This window comes from Mangrovibacillus sp. Mu-81 (assembly GCF_036867415.1).
In the GTDB taxonomy this organism is placed as follows: Bacteria; Bacillota; Bacilli; order Bacillales; family Bacillaceae_B; genus Rossellomorea.
In genome coordinates, this window is sequence record NZ_JBAJHU010000004.1 from 202,637 (window position 1) to 217,957 (window position 15,321).

General features: G+C 43.8%; 12 protein-coding genes. 1 reads left to right on the forward strand and 11 read right to left on the reverse strand.

Annotated features, from left to right (window positions below; translation table 11 throughout):
- Positions 1-12 precede the first annotated feature (12 nt).
- The 10 genes from polA to citZ form a co-directional block, all read right to left on the reverse strand.
- Positions 13-2,643, reverse strand: coding sequence for a DNA polymerase I (gene polA, locus V6B33_RS11620; protein WP_334217913.1), 2,631 nt, complete (start codon positions 2,641-2,643; stop codon positions 13-15).
- 195 nt (positions 2,644-2,838) lie between these two features.
- Positions 2,839-3,771 (reverse strand): protease modulator HflC, encoded by a 933-nt coding sequence (gene hflC, locus V6B33_RS11625; protein WP_334217914.1) that lies wholly within the window; start codon positions 3,769-3,771, stop codon positions 2,839-2,841.
- Positions 3,771-4,727, reverse strand: coding sequence for an FtsH protease activity modulator HflK (gene hflK / locus V6B33_RS11630; protein WP_334217915.1), 957 nt, complete (start codon positions 4,725-4,727; stop codon positions 3,771-3,773). The genes hflC and hflK overlap by 1 nt, the downstream gene beginning before the upstream one ends.
- A gap of 285 nt (positions 4,728-5,012) precedes the next feature.
- Positions 5,013-6,809, reverse strand: coding sequence for a two-component system histidine kinase PnpS (gene pnpS / locus V6B33_RS11635; RefSeq protein WP_334217916.1), 1,797 nt, complete (start codon positions 6,807-6,809; stop codon positions 5,013-5,015).
- Complete coding sequence (locus tag V6B33_RS11640) at positions 6,806-7,522, reverse strand: response regulator transcription factor (RefSeq protein ID WP_334217917.1); 717 nt, start codon at positions 7,520-7,522, stop codon at positions 6,806-6,808. The genes pnpS and V6B33_RS11640 overlap by 4 nt, the downstream gene beginning before the upstream one ends.
- Positions 7,523-7,697: 175 nt before the next feature.
- Positions 7,698-8,174 (reverse strand): MaoC family dehydratase, encoded by a 477-nt coding sequence (locus tag V6B33_RS11645; protein ID WP_334217918.1) that lies wholly within the window; start codon positions 8,172-8,174, stop codon positions 7,698-7,700.
- Between the two features lie 522 nt (positions 8,175-8,696).
- Positions 8,697-8,891 (reverse strand): hypothetical protein, encoded by a 195-nt coding sequence (locus V6B33_RS11650; RefSeq protein ID WP_334217919.1) that lies wholly within the window; start codon positions 8,889-8,891, stop codon positions 8,697-8,699.
- A gap of 413 nt (positions 8,892-9,304) precedes the next feature.
- Positions 9,305-10,243, reverse strand: a complete 939-nt coding sequence (gene mdh, locus V6B33_RS11655; RefSeq protein ID WP_334218004.1) for a malate dehydrogenase — start codon at positions 10,241-10,243, stop codon at positions 9,305-9,307.
- 81 nt (positions 10,244-10,324) lie between these two features.
- Complete coding sequence (gene icd, locus V6B33_RS11660) at positions 10,325-11,596, reverse strand: NADP-dependent isocitrate dehydrogenase (protein ID WP_334217920.1); 1,272 nt, start codon at positions 11,594-11,596, stop codon at positions 10,325-10,327.
- Positions 11,597-11,718: 122 nt separating this feature from the next.
- Positions 11,719-12,837 carry a citrate synthase gene (gene citZ / locus V6B33_RS11665; RefSeq protein ID WP_334217921.1) on the reverse strand — a complete coding sequence of 373 codons (1,119 nt, stop codon included), beginning with the start codon at positions 12,835-12,837 and terminating at the stop codon, positions 11,719-11,721.
- Between the two features lie 481 nt (positions 12,838-13,318).
- On the opposite strand from citZ, the gene ytvI reads away from it, so the two are divergent.
- On the forward strand, positions 13,319-14,437 hold the full coding sequence (ytvI, locus tag V6B33_RS11670; RefSeq protein WP_334217922.1) for a sporulation integral membrane protein YtvI: 1,119 nt from the start codon (positions 13,319-13,321) through the stop codon (positions 14,435-14,437).
- Positions 14,438-14,858: 421 nt separating this feature from the next.
- On the opposite strand, the gene V6B33_RS11675 is transcribed toward ytvI, so the two are convergent.
- Positions 14,859-15,245, reverse strand: a complete 387-nt coding sequence (locus tag V6B33_RS11675; protein ID WP_334217923.1) for an FxsA family protein — start codon at positions 15,243-15,245, stop codon at positions 14,859-14,861.
- Between the last annotated feature and the right edge of the window lie 76 nt (positions 15,246-15,321).

The window sequence follows — 15,321 nt, forward strand, 5'->3', positions numbered from 1 at the left end:
CTCGTCCTATGTTTATTTGGCATCGTACCAGGTAGGGCCGTATGAATAATCGACCTTTAATGGAACTTCGAGTTCCATCGCGTTTTCCATCACATCCGGTACAATTTTCTTCAATGTTTCAATTTCTTCTTCGGGGGCTTCAAAAATCAATTCATCGTGCACCTGCAGCAATAAGCGTGATTGAAGTTTTTCTTCTTTCAATCTTGTGGCCATATCGATCATCGCTTTCTTGATGATATCAGCGGCACTCCCTTGAATTGGTGTATTCATGGCCGTCCGCTCGGCAAAACTTCTGAGATTGAAGTTTCTGCTTGTGATTTCAGGCAGATAGCGCCGGCGGTTGAGCAGTGTTGTCACATACCCTTTCTGCTTGGCTTCCTGGACGATATCATCCATATACTCTTTCACTCCCGGGAAGCTCTCCAGGTATTTCCTGATAAATTCTCCGGCTTCCTTCCGGGTGATGTCCAGACTCTGTGATAGTCCATAATCACTGATTCCATAAACAATCCCGAAATTGACCGCTTTCGCATGTCTTCTCATATTGGATGACACTTCGTCTTTTGAAACCCCGAACACATCCATCGCTGTTTTCGTATGAATGTCCATATCATTCCGGAAAGCTTCGATCAGCTTTTCATCCCCCGCAATATGAGCAAGCACCCTGAGCTCGATTTGTGAATAGTCGGCTGCAAACATCACCCAGCCTGTTTCAGATGGGATGAAAGCCTGTCGGATTTTCCTTCCTTCTTCCAGACGGATCGGGATATTTTGCAGATTCGGGTCAATGGAGCTCAGACGGCCGGTCTGCGTCAATGCCTGGTTGAACCGTGTATGGATCTTACTTGAATCTTTATGAACCACTTTTAACAAGCCTTCTAAATAAGTGGATTGAAGCTTCCCTAACTGGCGGTAATGCAGAATGTGATCGATGATGTCATGTTTGGATTGAAGTTTTTCAAGTACGTCCGCTGAAGTTGAATATCCCGTTTTCGTCTTCTTCACTGCAGGCAGCCCCAATTTCTCAAACAGGATGACTCCTAGCTGCTTTGGCGAATTGATGTTGAAACTTTCACCTGCCAACTCATGAATCTTTTTCTCAAGCTCTTCAATTCGATTTCCAAGTTCCTCCTTCATATCGAGCAGGCGCTGCTGATCGACTTTTACCCCTGTATGCTCCATTTCAGCAAGGATCAAGGCAAGCGGGAGTTCGAGTTCATCGATTAGTTCCAATTGATCATTATCCGTAAGCTCTTTCGTACACAACGTTTTCAGTTCATGCAGGGCTGCCGCTTTTCTGGCCAGATGTTCAGAAAGTACGTCCTCTGCAGGGACTTTTTGTTTAGCCCCTTTTCCATAGACCGCTTCATCGGAATCCACTTCAGGGAGACCGTGGGCTTTAGCGATCGCAGCGAAATCATCACCGGAAGAAGCAGGATTCAGGATATAGGAAGTCAATGATAAATCGAATTGAATCCCTTTGATATCGATTCCATGTCTTTTCAGGGAGACGACAGCCTGCTTTGAATCATACACATACTTGATGTTCGCTTCGCCTTCTGCCCATTTTTTAAAATATTCGGATTCGAGTGCCGCATCAAGTGTGAAGCAGAACGTGCCTTCTCCATTGTGCATACTCAGTCCGATAATGGATCCTGTATGGTAATTTTCTTCAAGCATTTCAATATATAAAGAAGTCTCATTCGTAAGATGCTTTGCTTCTATCTTTTGCAGTTTTTCATAAGAGATTTCTTCGAGCTCCTTCGTTTCTTCCTGAGGAGATTCCCCCATCTTTTCAAGCAGGGAATTGAAGCCAAGATCCTTGAACACTTCTTTCAGCCTGGCTGCGTCCATACCGTCATAGCCCAGTTCGTCCACTTTGATTTCAACCGGGGCTTCACGCAGAATAGTAGCCAGTTCTTTACTCATGATTGCTGATTCTTTATTTTCCTCAAGTTTTTCTTTTAACTTCTTTCCACTGACCTGATCGATGGATTCCAGAAGCTTTTCAACCGTTTCAAATTCTTTCAGCAGCTTGATCGCCGTCTTTTCCCCGACTCCTGGGACCCCCGGGATATTATCCGAGCTGTCTCCCATCAATCCCTTCATATCAATGATCTGATCGGGTGATATTTCCCACTTTTCCTTGATATGATCAGGCGTGTACACTTCGAGGTCAGTGATTCCTTTCCTTGTGATGCAAACCGTCGTTTTATCGGTACTCAGTTGGGTCAAGTCCTTGTCCCCTGAAAAGATTTTCACTTCATAATCGTCTGATTCGGCCTGAAGGGATAATGTCCCGATGATATCATCTGCTTCGTAATTTTCCCTTTCGTAGCGCTTGATGCCATAAGCGTCAAGAAGCTCCCTGATATAAGGAAATTGCTCTGACAGCTCAGGCGGGGTCTTCTGCCTGCCGCCTTTATATTCTTTATATGTCTTATGCCTGAACGTCGTTTTTCCTGCATCAAATGCTACCAGCATATGAGTCGGTTTTTCGTCTTCCAGGATCTTTTGGAGCATGGTGGTAAAACCGTATACTGCGTTTGTATGTACACCCTTATCATTATTCAGTAAGGGCAGGGCGAAAAATGCCCGGTAAGCTATACTGTTTCCGTCAATCAATACTAACTTTTTCGTCATAAAAGAACCTCCTCTAAAAGGGTTGAGTACACTTCAACTTATTTATTATGCCGGATAATATCATGTCCGATTCCTTCTATGTCATCCTCTTTTATTCTATCATGCCTAAAGGAGAAAGGAAAAAGAGGTGTCTCCCCCGGGAACAAAATAAGCCCTTCCGCGGAGATGCCTCCATGCCGGAAGAGCTTATTGATATTATTCCGTATAACCCATCAACAGTCTGGCGTACGGTGAATCTGAAGGCAGGATGATGACGGTTTTTTCATCTACCGTCTTCTTATACGTTTCTAACGTTTTAAATAAATCATAGAAATCAGGATCTTTCGAGAAGGATTGATTGTAAACCTTGGCTGCTTCGGATTCTCCTTCTGCGCGAATGACATTTGCGTCAGCACCTGCCTTTGCGAGAAGTTCTTTTACTTCCCTGTCTGTATCAGCCGTGATCCTCTGTTTCTCGGCGTCTCCCATCGACAGATATTCCTGGGCTTTTGATTCTCGTTCTGAAATCATACGGGTATAAACGGAATTTTCATTCGCTTGAGGAAGATCTGTCCGTTTCATCCGCACATCCTTAACAACAATTCCATATTCATCTTTAGCGAGCAGCTCATTCACTTTCGTCGTGATTTGATCGTTCAGACTTCCACGGGAGGATTTCTCGTCATTGATGATTTGATCATAATTCAACCGTCCGAGTTCTGCACGGACAACCGAATAAATGAACTCCTCCATCTTCGTTTCAGCATTCACTACTGTCCTCGCATTTTTGATCATCTTCAGTGGATCTTCAATGCTCCATACAGCAAAATTATCGATCAGGATCCGTTTTTTATCCTTCGTATTGATTTCCGCTTCTGTCACATCGTAAGTCATTTGATGTTTCGGTAAGGTAGTGATTGATTGAATGAACGGAATCTTCACCTTCAAGCCGGGTTCCTTATCGATTCTGACGACCTCGCCAAATTGTCTCACCACTTTGTACTCACTCTCTTTTACAATGTAGAGGCTTGTGAAAAGAAGCAGGACAGCTAAGAGGAGGATGACCAGGAAAATGCCCAGTTTTCTATATTTTTTCCATTCTACCGGATCTTGCCGTGATTTCATCTCAAAGACATTTTGATCAGCCATTATCCCTCACTCCCTTCCTCTTTGACCGGCGGTGTTTGATTTTCAAGCTGTCTGATGGGGAAATATTTCAGCGTGTCCCCGTCATCCTTCATGATATAGATTTCGGCGTCAGGCAGCACGTTTTCAAGCGTTTCAAGAACCAGGCGCTTTCTGGTGATTTCCGGATTGTTTTTATATTCAGCATAGAGCTTATCAAAGACTGCCACATCTCCGCGTGCCTGCTCCACGCGAGCAATTTTATCACCTTTTGCTCTATAGATGATGGCATCTTTTTCACCTTTCGCTTCATTCGTCCTTTGGTTGCGGTATTTTTTCGCTTCGTTTATTTTCGTATTCATGGTCTCGCGTGCATCCGTAACAGCGGTGAAAGCACTGCGCACTTCATCATTCGGCAGTTCGACATCCTGCAGTTTAACTGCCAGGATGGAAATACCGATATCGTATTTATCGATCAGATCCGTTAACAGCTCCCTGACATTGGCTTCAATTTCCGCTTTCCCTGAAGTCAGCGCATCATCGATGAGTGAACTTCCTATAATGCTCCTTAAAGAAGCTGAAGTTGCATCATAAAGGATTTCCTTCGGATCCTCCGAACTATATAAGTATCCTTCGGGATCAGTGATTTTCCACTGCACCACGAGGTCGGCAAGGACGATATATTCATCTCCGGTGATCATTTTCGTTTCTTTCGGAAATTCTTTGATCTCCCCATCCTTCTCCTCATAGCCGAACTGAAGACTGAACGTTTCTTTCGAAAGAACCTCTACCGACTGCATCGGCCAGGGCATTTTAAAATGCAGACCGGGTTCGACAACCGGCTCGCCCGCTTCACCAAAAGTGAGGACAAGTGCCTGTTCGGATTCGTCCACGGTATACCAGGATGTGATTAATACAAGAATCAATATAAGAGCGGCAATAACCATTCCAGTGACGGTATAAATACGTTTAAGACTCATTAACTCCCTCCCTTTCTATTACAAACAACCTATCTCTATACTATTAGTCGACTAGTAATATATACGGGCAGGATGGAAAAAGGTTTCAAAAATATGACAATGGGAGGAGGGGATGAAGCGGGAAGGAAAGACTGTTTTTTCAATGCGAAAAGACGAGAACGGGGTTGGTTCTCGCCTTTTCATAACTCCTTGGATGAAGGGGTTTCATCATTATAGTAGCACCCGTTTGTTAATTCCGGTTTAAGCATTTGTAAATAGATTGTAAAAAATAAGTAAGAGTATGGTTTATCTTCTAATTATTTCTCCTAATGAATGATCGGGGAAATTTTTATTAAGAGAAACTGTGAAGGTCGTGCCTTTGTTCGCTTCACTGTCGACTTCGATATTCCCTTCATGAGCCTCAATAATATGTTTGACGATTGCAAGGCCGAGACCCGTTCCGCCTGAATTGCGGCTCCTGGCTTTGTCCACGCGGTAGAAGCGTTCAAAGATTCTCGGAAGCTCATCTTCACTGATTCCGATGCCGTTGTCCGTAATGGCGACAACGACCTTCTCATTCCCTTCTGTAACGGATATTGTCACGTCCCCGCCCTTCGGAGTATAGACAATCGCATTAGAGATCAGGTTGATGAATACTTGCTTCAACCGGTAAGGGTCGATTTCAGCCTCACCCTTTGACTCGAACCGGGTGTGAATTGTAATTTCCTTCTTCTCCGCCTTATCTTTCAAGATCGGCAGGACCTCTAAGATAAGGGCAGGCACTTCCTGTTTTTCGAGGGACAGCTCAAATCCATGCTTTTCAATTTTGGAGAGCTCCAATAAATCCTGTATGAGCGATTGCAGGCGGTCGCTTTCCGCCAGGATGATTTCGAGGAACGATTTCAATGCATCACGATCCTGCATCGCCCCATCCAGCAATGTTTCAGAGAAACCTTTAATCGATGTGATCGGTGTCTTCAACTCATGAGAGACGTTTGCCACAAAATCCTTTCTCATTTGCTCAAGATTCTTCAGCTCGGTAATATCATGGAATACGACGACAATCCCTTTCCACTCGTCATTTTGACCGATGATCGGGGCACCGTACACTTCATAATGCTTTCTCTCAATCCTGTGGGGGAGGAGAATCTGCCTCCGCACCCGATCTTCAGTCATGAAAATTTCTTCCACCAGCTTGTTCACCTGAGGATAATGAATGACTTCATGATAGCGCACTTTCCTCAACTGACTTTCCTCAAGGTTAAAGAACTCCCTGAATGTGTGATTCGTCAGAACGACAAACCCCCGCTGATCAATGAGAAGCATGGCACTCCCCATGTTTTCGATCAAAGTAGTCAGCCGGTCCTGCTGCATCTCCTGTGAAGTGACCATTTCCTGGAGATTGCGGGCCAATATATTGATCGATGTACTCAGCATGCTGGTTTCATCCAATCGATCCTCATAAGTCCTGGCCCTGAAATTCCCTTTGGCAAGTTCAATCGCCACCTTGGTAGCAGACTCGATCGGTCTTGTATAACGCACCGTGATCCTTGAACCCAGAATGATGATCAGTATTAACGCAAGACCGAGGGAAACCGTCAGCACAAGCCAGATTTGGCCAGTCCCCTTTTCAAGCGCCTGTACTTCCGTGCTCATGATCAGGAGTCCGTTGATTTCATTGTCCTGTTTTCTAAGGGGATACCAATAATATCGGTATTCTTTCCCGGATAAGACAAGTTTTTTATTCTTATCTTTCACATCCCAATTATCACCGATCTCATTGATCATCCTCTTCTGATGGACATCCAGGAGGGAATCATCCGACTCTGTATCATGGATGACCTTGCCCGAATCATTCAGGATTGTGATCCGGACATCCAATATATCACTAAGCTCTTCGATCATGGACGGGTTGATGTCCTTCAGGCTTCCATTCTCTTCAATGGAGTTGGCCAGTAATCTCGATTCCTTTTGGATCCTTGAATTAAAGGTGTCCATATAGAAATTCTTGAATATCTGTCCTAATACAAGGCCAAGTCCGATCAATACGACGATGATTAGTGTTATTAGGGCAAAAAGGAGCTTGGTCCTGAATTTTGTCATTGAACTTTTGGCTCCTCCAGCTTATAACCGAGTCCGCGGATCGTTTTTATATAAACAGGTTTCTTTGTATTGGATTCAATTTTTTCACGAAGATGGCTGATGTGAACATCGACAATTCTTGTGTCTCCGGCGAAATCATAATTCCAGACCGCACTTAGAAGCTGATCCCGTGTCAAAACCCTGCCTTTATTGTTGGTTAAATAAAGAAGAAGCTCAAATTCCTTCGGCGTCAATTCTAATAACTGACCTTGGAAATACGCTTCGTACTGCTCCGGATACACTTTCAACTCCCCGACTTCTTTATAATCAGTCTCTTCTTCGGCTGCGTCTGCCGCTTCCTGATTCGATTGACTGCGGCGGAGGATCGCTTTCACCCTCGCCACCACTTCTCTCGGGCTGAATGGTTTGGTCATATAATCATCGGCACCAAGCTCCAAGCCAAGAACTTTATCGAATTCATCATCCTTCGCTGTAAGCATGAGAATGGGCAGATTCACTTTCTGCTGCCTTAGTTCCTTACATACTTCGATTCCATCCATTTTAGGAAGCATAAGATCTAGAATCATCAAGTCAGGGCGCTGATCTACAGCCATGTCCCTTCCCTCTTCACCGTCATGAGCGGTGATGACCGAATAACCGGATTGTTCCAGATTGTATTTCAATAAAGTTGCGATCGATTGTTCATCTTCTACTACCAGGATTTTTTTACTCATTAAAAGTGCCTCCATGCGAAAGAAATTAACCCCGTCATCCAACGATATTATGTAATTATAGTTTCATTATAATACAATTGTGGATCCTGACCATACCTAAAGTTACGATTAGTATGTTCATAATAAAAAAAAGCTATAAAATCCTTAAGGATTTTACAGCTTCATTACTGCCATATCAGAAGTTCTCCAAAGCATGGCTGTTCATCTTTTCGAGTTTGTGAGGCGGACATACTTTGATGGTCCCGTTGATCACTTGCTCATCTTCTTCATTCACCGCTGTGACCCTGATGGTGACTGTATGGGATGATGGTTCGACTTCAGTGACTTCAAAGAGAAACTGGATCGTAGCATAGTGATATACGGGTTTAGGAAAATCAATGTTCTGTTCAATGATGTGCGAACCAGGTCCTGGTAAGTACTTAGAAACGGCAGATGTAATGATTCCTGTCAGCATGATGGACGGGACTAACGGTTTCTTAAAAGGCGTCTGTGACGCATAGTCGTGCTGGATGTATAGAGGGTTGGCATCATTCGTTAAACCCAGATACAGAAGCAGGTCATGATCTTCAATTTTTTCTGTTAACGTTAATTTTTCTCCAATCGTCATTTCCTCGATTTTTCTTCCAAGCTTTCTTTTTTTACCTAGCAGCAATAGAAGCACCTCCATATGTAAACGCATACATTTTAAAATAATAGAAATAATCTTTATTATCTGTATATTACTATAATATCATTTATAGGCTTTCCATACAAAGGGATTTTACGCAGTTCTTGTGATTATATTAGTACGTACTCTAATATATACAGGCTCTTTTCGTAAAATTTGTTGTGTAAGCATTAGGAAATACTTCGAAAAAAGCACATGCACAGTCTGCAATCAGACTGCTGGATTATGTAATGTGGAAAACAGACTCTTCCTCTACAAAACTGGCCGTAATCCTATTAGAAACCGTAAATAAATAAGTGTGTTGTGCACTTCACCCGAATTTAGGAATGAATTCAGTGAACTGTCAGCCGGTTGGACTATACGATTAGCGTATTCTTGCCGTTTTGATGGATAATCTTACCGATTGGGGCTGTAATCTTCCCGAATAGTCGATTTTCTTGCCGGAGTGGACATTATTCTTGCCAAAATTACAATTAATTTTGCCGATTAACATTTTATACCAATTCCTCAATCGAAAAGCAGTTGTTTATCCCAATATACAGCTGATAGGTTCGTAACTGAAATGATTTCAACTGATCTAGACGATAATCCTGCCGTTTTGATGGATAATCCTTTCGTTTTGATGGATAATCCTTTCGTTTTGAATGATATTCCTTCCGATTTCACGCTTATTCCTGCCGATATGAACCATATTCCAGTCAAAACGATCAACAATCCTGCCGTTTAACATAATTATCCAATCCCATCACGAAAATGCCGGCCTTCGCAGCGCTAACCAACATCCCATACCTGCTCACGCAGACAATCCAATTATAAAACCCCGCTGACTAAACTCAACGGGCTTTCATCTGCCAACCACTTCCGCTCAAGCAGGAACGATCCCCGCACTAGCGACAAATAAGGCTGATTTCTAAAAGATCGCAGCTTTACGTCCATTATCCAGGATTTTGAATGAAGTGCGTGCACATGCTCTTTTCAAACTCAAGCTTAAATAGGTTAGGACACAGCGAAAATATCCAAGTCCCGGTATTTTCTTGTGTACAATGCAACAAAGCATGCGAAAAAAGCCTATTAAAAAATCCGATTCCTCAATCAGAAATCGGATTTTCAAATATTTACGCCAGCGATGACATGACGTTCTTAACAGATTCAGCAGATTTTGCCAGTTCAGATTGTTCTTCTTCTGTGAGTTCGAGCTCGATGATTTTTTCGAGTCCGCCGCCGCCAAGGATGGTCGGTACGCCGAGGTAGATTCCCTCGAAGCCGTATTCGCCTTCCAGGTATGCTATTGCCGGGATGACGCGGCGTTGATCTTTAAGGATCGCTTCCACCATTTGAACGAGTGAAGCCGCAGGGGCATAATAAGCGGATCCATTGCCCAACAGGCCGACGATTTCGCCTCCGCCTTTGCGGGTGCGTTCGACGATTGAATCCAGACGGTCTTTTGGAATCAATGTTTCCAAAGGGATCCCTCCTGCGTAGGAGTAGCGGATCAATGGAACCATATCATCCCCGTGTCCGCCAAGGACGAATCCAGTCACATCTTTGACTGACAGGTTCAATTCCTGTGCAACGAACGTACGGAAACGGGCAGTATCGAGCACACCCGACTGACCGATCACGCGTTCTTTAGGGAACCCGGAAGCTTTGAAAACTGTGTATGTCATGGCATCAACCGGATTTGTAAGTACGATGATGTAGCAGTTTGGAGAATACTTGACGATTTGCTCTGTTACAGATTTCATGATTTTTTGATTGGTCTGAACAAGGTCATCACGGCTCATTCCAGGCTTGCGTGCAATTCCGGCAGTGATGACGACAATATCAGAATCCTTCGTGTCTTCATAGTCTGAAGTACCGATGATGTCTGCATCGAATCCTTGGACGGGACTTGCCTCAAGCATATCCAATGCTTTCCCTTTCGTCGGATCTTCCATTTGCGGAATATCAACGAGCACTACATCCCCAAGTTCTTTTTGAGCAAGCATAAGTGCAGTCGTCGCACCTGTGAATCCTCCGCCGATCACTGAAACTTTCCTGCGTTTAATTGTCATCATAGCTCCTCCTGTTCTTAAAATAGATATAACAGAAGCACTCCCTCAGGAATGCTTCTGCTCGTGACATATTGTTGTGGATTACTCCATGTTCTCGATTAATGCAGTACCGAATTCAGAACATTTCACTTCAGTTGCTCCATCCATCAGGCGGGCAAAGTCATATGTTACAACTTTTGAAGCGATTGTTTTTTCCATTGATTTCGTGATCATATTAGCAGCCTCGGACCAGCCAAGGTGCTCAAGCATCAATACTCCGGAAAGGATTACGGATGATGGATTCACTTTATCCATTCCAGCATACTTAGGGGCTGTTCCGTGCGTTGCTTCAAAGATCGCATGTCCGGATTCATAGTTGATGTTCGCTCCTGGAGCAATACCGATTCCGCCTACTTGTGCTGCAAGAGCATCAGAAATGTAGTCACCGTTCAGGTTCATTGTCGCCACTACATCAAACTCAGCCGGACGAGTAAGGATTTGCTGTAAGAAGATATCAGCGATTGAATCTTTAACGATGATCTTTCCTGCAGCTTCTGCTTCAGACTGTGCTTTATTCGCAGCATCTGTGCCGTCAGCTTCCTTGATCTTATCGTATTGAGCCCAAGTGAATACTTTATCTCCGAATTCTTTCTCGGCAAGCTCATAGCCCCAGTTCTTGAACGCGCCTTCCGTGAACTTCATGATGTTTCCTTTGTGTACAAGCGTCACAGATTTACGGCCTTCAGCTATTGCATAATTAATTGCGGCACGGACTAAGCGTGATGTACCTTCTTCAGATACAGGCTTGATTCCGATTCCTGACGTTTCAGGGAAACGGATTTTGTTTGCACCCATTTCATCCTGAAGGAATGAGATTAATTTCTTTACTTCGTCAGAACCCTTAGCGTACTCGATACCAGCATAGATATCCTCTGTATTTTCACGGAAGATGACCATGTCAGTGTCCTCAGGACGCTTAACAGGAGAAGGAACCCCATCGAAATAGCGTACAGGACGCAGGCAAGTGAATAAGTCCAATTCCTGGCGCAGAGCCACGTTCAGAGAACGGATCCCTCCGCCTACCGGAGTGGTAAGAGGTCCTTTGATGGCGATGAAATATTCACGGATCGCTTCAAGAGTATCGTTCGGAAGCCATTCACCCGTTTTGTTGAATGCTTTTTCACCGGCATAAACTTCTTTCCATTCGATTTTGCGCTCACCTTTGTAAGCTTTTTCCACTGATGCATCTAATACGCGCTGAGCTGCTGCCCAGATATCAGGACCTGTCCCGTCACCTTCGATAAATGGAACGATTGGATTGTTCGGCACATTCAACTGGCCGTTTTGATTTGTAATCTTTTCACCTTGTGTCATTATGTAACCTCCATTTTTATTCATGATCAAAGGGGATGACCCATAAGTGCTTCTTGGCAATCAGAGTCATTCCCCTTCTTATTTATTACACCAATATTTTTACTTTTTGTAAATATTGATGATCAACCTCTTTGGTCAACCGGCACATATTTCTGTTTGCCGGGCCCCACATAATCAGCACGAGGGCGGATTAAGCGGTTATTTGAATATTGCTCCAGAATGTGGGCAAGCCAGCCGGATACGCGGCTTACAGCAAAGATCGGAGTGAATAAGTCATGATCGATGCCAAGGCTGTGATAGACAGATGCCGAATAGAAATCAACATTTGGCGGAAGCCCTTTATTCGCTGTGAATACTTCTTCGACCTTCACAGACATTTCATAATATTTACTTTCTCCTCTAAGCTCAGTCAGCTTTTTGGACATTTCTTTAAGATGCTTGGCACGCGGATCACCTTGTTGGTATACACGGTGGCCGAATCCCATGATCTTTTCTTTCTTCTCAAGTTTATCCAAAATGTAAGGTTCAGCTTTATCAACAGAACCGATCTCAGTCAGCATCTTCATGACCTGTTCGTTCGCTCCGCCATGGAGAGGTCCCTTCAAAGCGCCGATTGCAGCCGTTACACCGGAGTAAACATCCGAAAGTGTAGCGACACAGACACGTGCAGTGAATGTGGAAGCGTTTAACTCGTGATCGGCATGAAGAACAAGAGCTTTATTGAACGCTTCGATTTCAATCGGCTCCGGATCTTTACCGGTCAACATGTATAGGAAATTAGCTGCAAATCCTAAATCTTTACGAGGGGCGATCGGTTCTTGTCCATTACGGATTCTCGCAAAACTCGTTACGATTGTAGGGATCTTCGCTTGAAGACGGACCGCTTTCATGTAGTTTGCTTCCTCTTCCATCACATCTGCCTCATCATCATATAGGCCAAGCAGTGAAACCGCAGACCGCAATGCAGCCATCGGATGCACTTCTTTGATGTTGTACATCTTGAAGTGATCAAGTACTTCCTGAGGAAGAGCCATGTTTTCCGCTAATTGGTCTGTCAGCTCCTGCAATTCACTTTGAGTAGGAAGTTTAAGGTGCCACAGTAAATAGATTACCTCTTCAAATGTGGCGTTGTTTGTTAAATCATCAATGTTGTAACCGACATATGTAAGAGTGTCATCGATGATTGAACTGATGGATGATGTAGTGGCTACAACTCCTTCTAGTCCGCGAGTCGCTGTCATAATAATCTCTCCTTTGAATGTATTTCCCTTTTACCCATTTTCATATGAGCATAAAACCCTGACAGAAAATTTGTATCGGGCTTGTTTGATAAAAGTAAGTAAATTACCTATTGAGGGCTTTAAATCGATTTAATTCCTGCGCTGAGCGATTGCTCAATCCCCGTACAAAAAATGATTCCCTGTGCCTTGTTGTTACCGGCAGGGAAGCAGTACTTGGGATGCGCTTACATTTTCTATTATAAACAATTATCTGACATTTGTGAACGAAAACGCTCGAATTTATCTAAAATTATTTTTCTAGAAAAATAAAGTTTTCAATAAACACTCTACTGAAACATTGTAAACGTTCGTTATGCTACTTGCAAAACTACTGCTTCAAAATAACATTCTGAAATATTCTGTATATACAGAAATTTAAACTTCCTTTCATTTCCTGTCTCTTATAAAATAGAAGATAATAGACAGGGTAGGGGGAACTCAGTTGAACTTGGAATATGTATATCGAACGATTCGCTTCCTTGTGGTGATTGCAGTCATCATACTTTCTTTATTTACTTTGTATTACATTTGGAAACTGGCATATCCTTTCGTCATTGCCGTGGGAATCGCATTATTGATCAATCCATTAGTCAATATGCTTGAAACAAGGGGCAAACTTCCAAGGGTGTGGGCCGTAGTCCTCTCACTGTTTCTGATAGCAGGGGTATTTGCAGGCCTCATCACCCTGCTGATTGCCGAAATTGTTTCGGGTGCAAATTATTTATCAGAAGTGCTTCCTCAACACGTCCGAACACTTGTGACCTTTGCTGAAGATTTCATCGTCGGTCAGGTGATCCCGTTTTATCACCAGATTGCAGGGATCTTTAAAAATCTCGATGCAGGTCAACAGAGCACGATTCTTGAAAACATTGAAACAGCCGGAAGCAAGGTCGCCCAATCCGCTGGTGATTTTCTCCAAAACTTTTTCCAGAGGCTTCCTCAGCTTATTTCCTGGATACCGAATGCCGCTTCCGTATTAATATTTGCCGCGCTGGCAACCTTCTTTATCAGTAAAGATTGGTATACATTATCAGCCAAAGCCGATCGACTCGTTCCCGGGAAGGCGATGACTAGCGGCAGAACCGTATTCATCGACCTGAAGAAAGCATTATTCGGCTTTATCCGTGCTCAATTCACGTTAATCTCGATTACAGCCATCATTGTTCTAATCGGCTTAATTATCCTTCGAGTCGATTACGCCATCACCATCGCCCTTGTGAGCGGTTTGGTGGATATCCTGCCTTACTTAGGAACAGGCGCGGTGTTCGTTCCATGGATCGCTTATGAATTCATTGCCGGTGACGCCGGGCTCGGGATCGGACTTTCCGTATTATATTTAGTCGTCGTCGTGCAGCGGCAGATCATGGAACCAAAGATATTATCTTCCAGCATCGGCCTTGATCCCCTTGCCACACTTATCGCTCTCTTTGTAGGGTTCAAATTGATCGGTTTCCTCGGCCTGATCGTCGGACCCGTGGTACTGGTCATCCTTTCAACACTGAAGCGAGCCGGAGTGTTTGAAGACATCTGGAGGTTTATCATGGGGGAAAAGCCAAATTGAAATCGGTTTCTTTAAAAAATTAAAAGAAGTCGGGACAAAACGATTAAAACCCGAACTTTATTGAATACCATTATTCAATAAAGTTCGGGCTTTTTATTAATTATGAAAAATGTACATTTAGTTTTAGCTTGTTCCAGCGGTTGAGACGAAGACTCCTGCGGGAAAAGTAGCTTATGTGAGACCTGTCCAGCTCCGGCGGCTAGAGGCTCGAGGTCATAAGTCAATCAAGCCAAAAAGGCAAAAGCGCCTTTCCGGCTTGCTCGCCTTATGCTTGTCGCCTCTGAGCGAGCCGCCTCCGCTTTTCTAATTGTCCAGCTCCGGGACTTAGAGGCACACGGGCTACCCGCGGAAAGCGAAGTCTTGTACGGAAATCATTAGCGGTATTTAGAGTCAACACTTTTGTCCCAGCTAACTTTTCTTATTACCGATAGATAATGAGGTTCCCGTTATTGAACCATTTTTTAAATAATTTATAGATAAAAGGTTTAAATAGTTTCCGGGTAGGCGGAAGAAGCAATAAAAAGCCGGTTGCATCAGTGATGAAGCCAGGTGTCAGCAACAGTAATCCCCCGACCAGTATGCATAATCCGTCAATGATCACATCGCCCGGGAACTGAGCGTATTGCATGTCCTCACGTGCTCTCCTGATCGTTTCGAGCCCCTGTCTCTTTGCCAGGTAGGCCCCTGCAATCCCTGTAGCTATGATCATCAACACGGTCGGTACAACGCCGATTGCTTGTCCAGCCAGAACCAGGATCCCGATTTCCAAAGCCGGTACTACAATTAAAAGCGGCAAAATATATCTCACGAGGAATTCCTCCTGTTATTATGACTTGCTTCTATCATTATAACATATTGCGGTGGACGAGGATTATTCCGCAAAC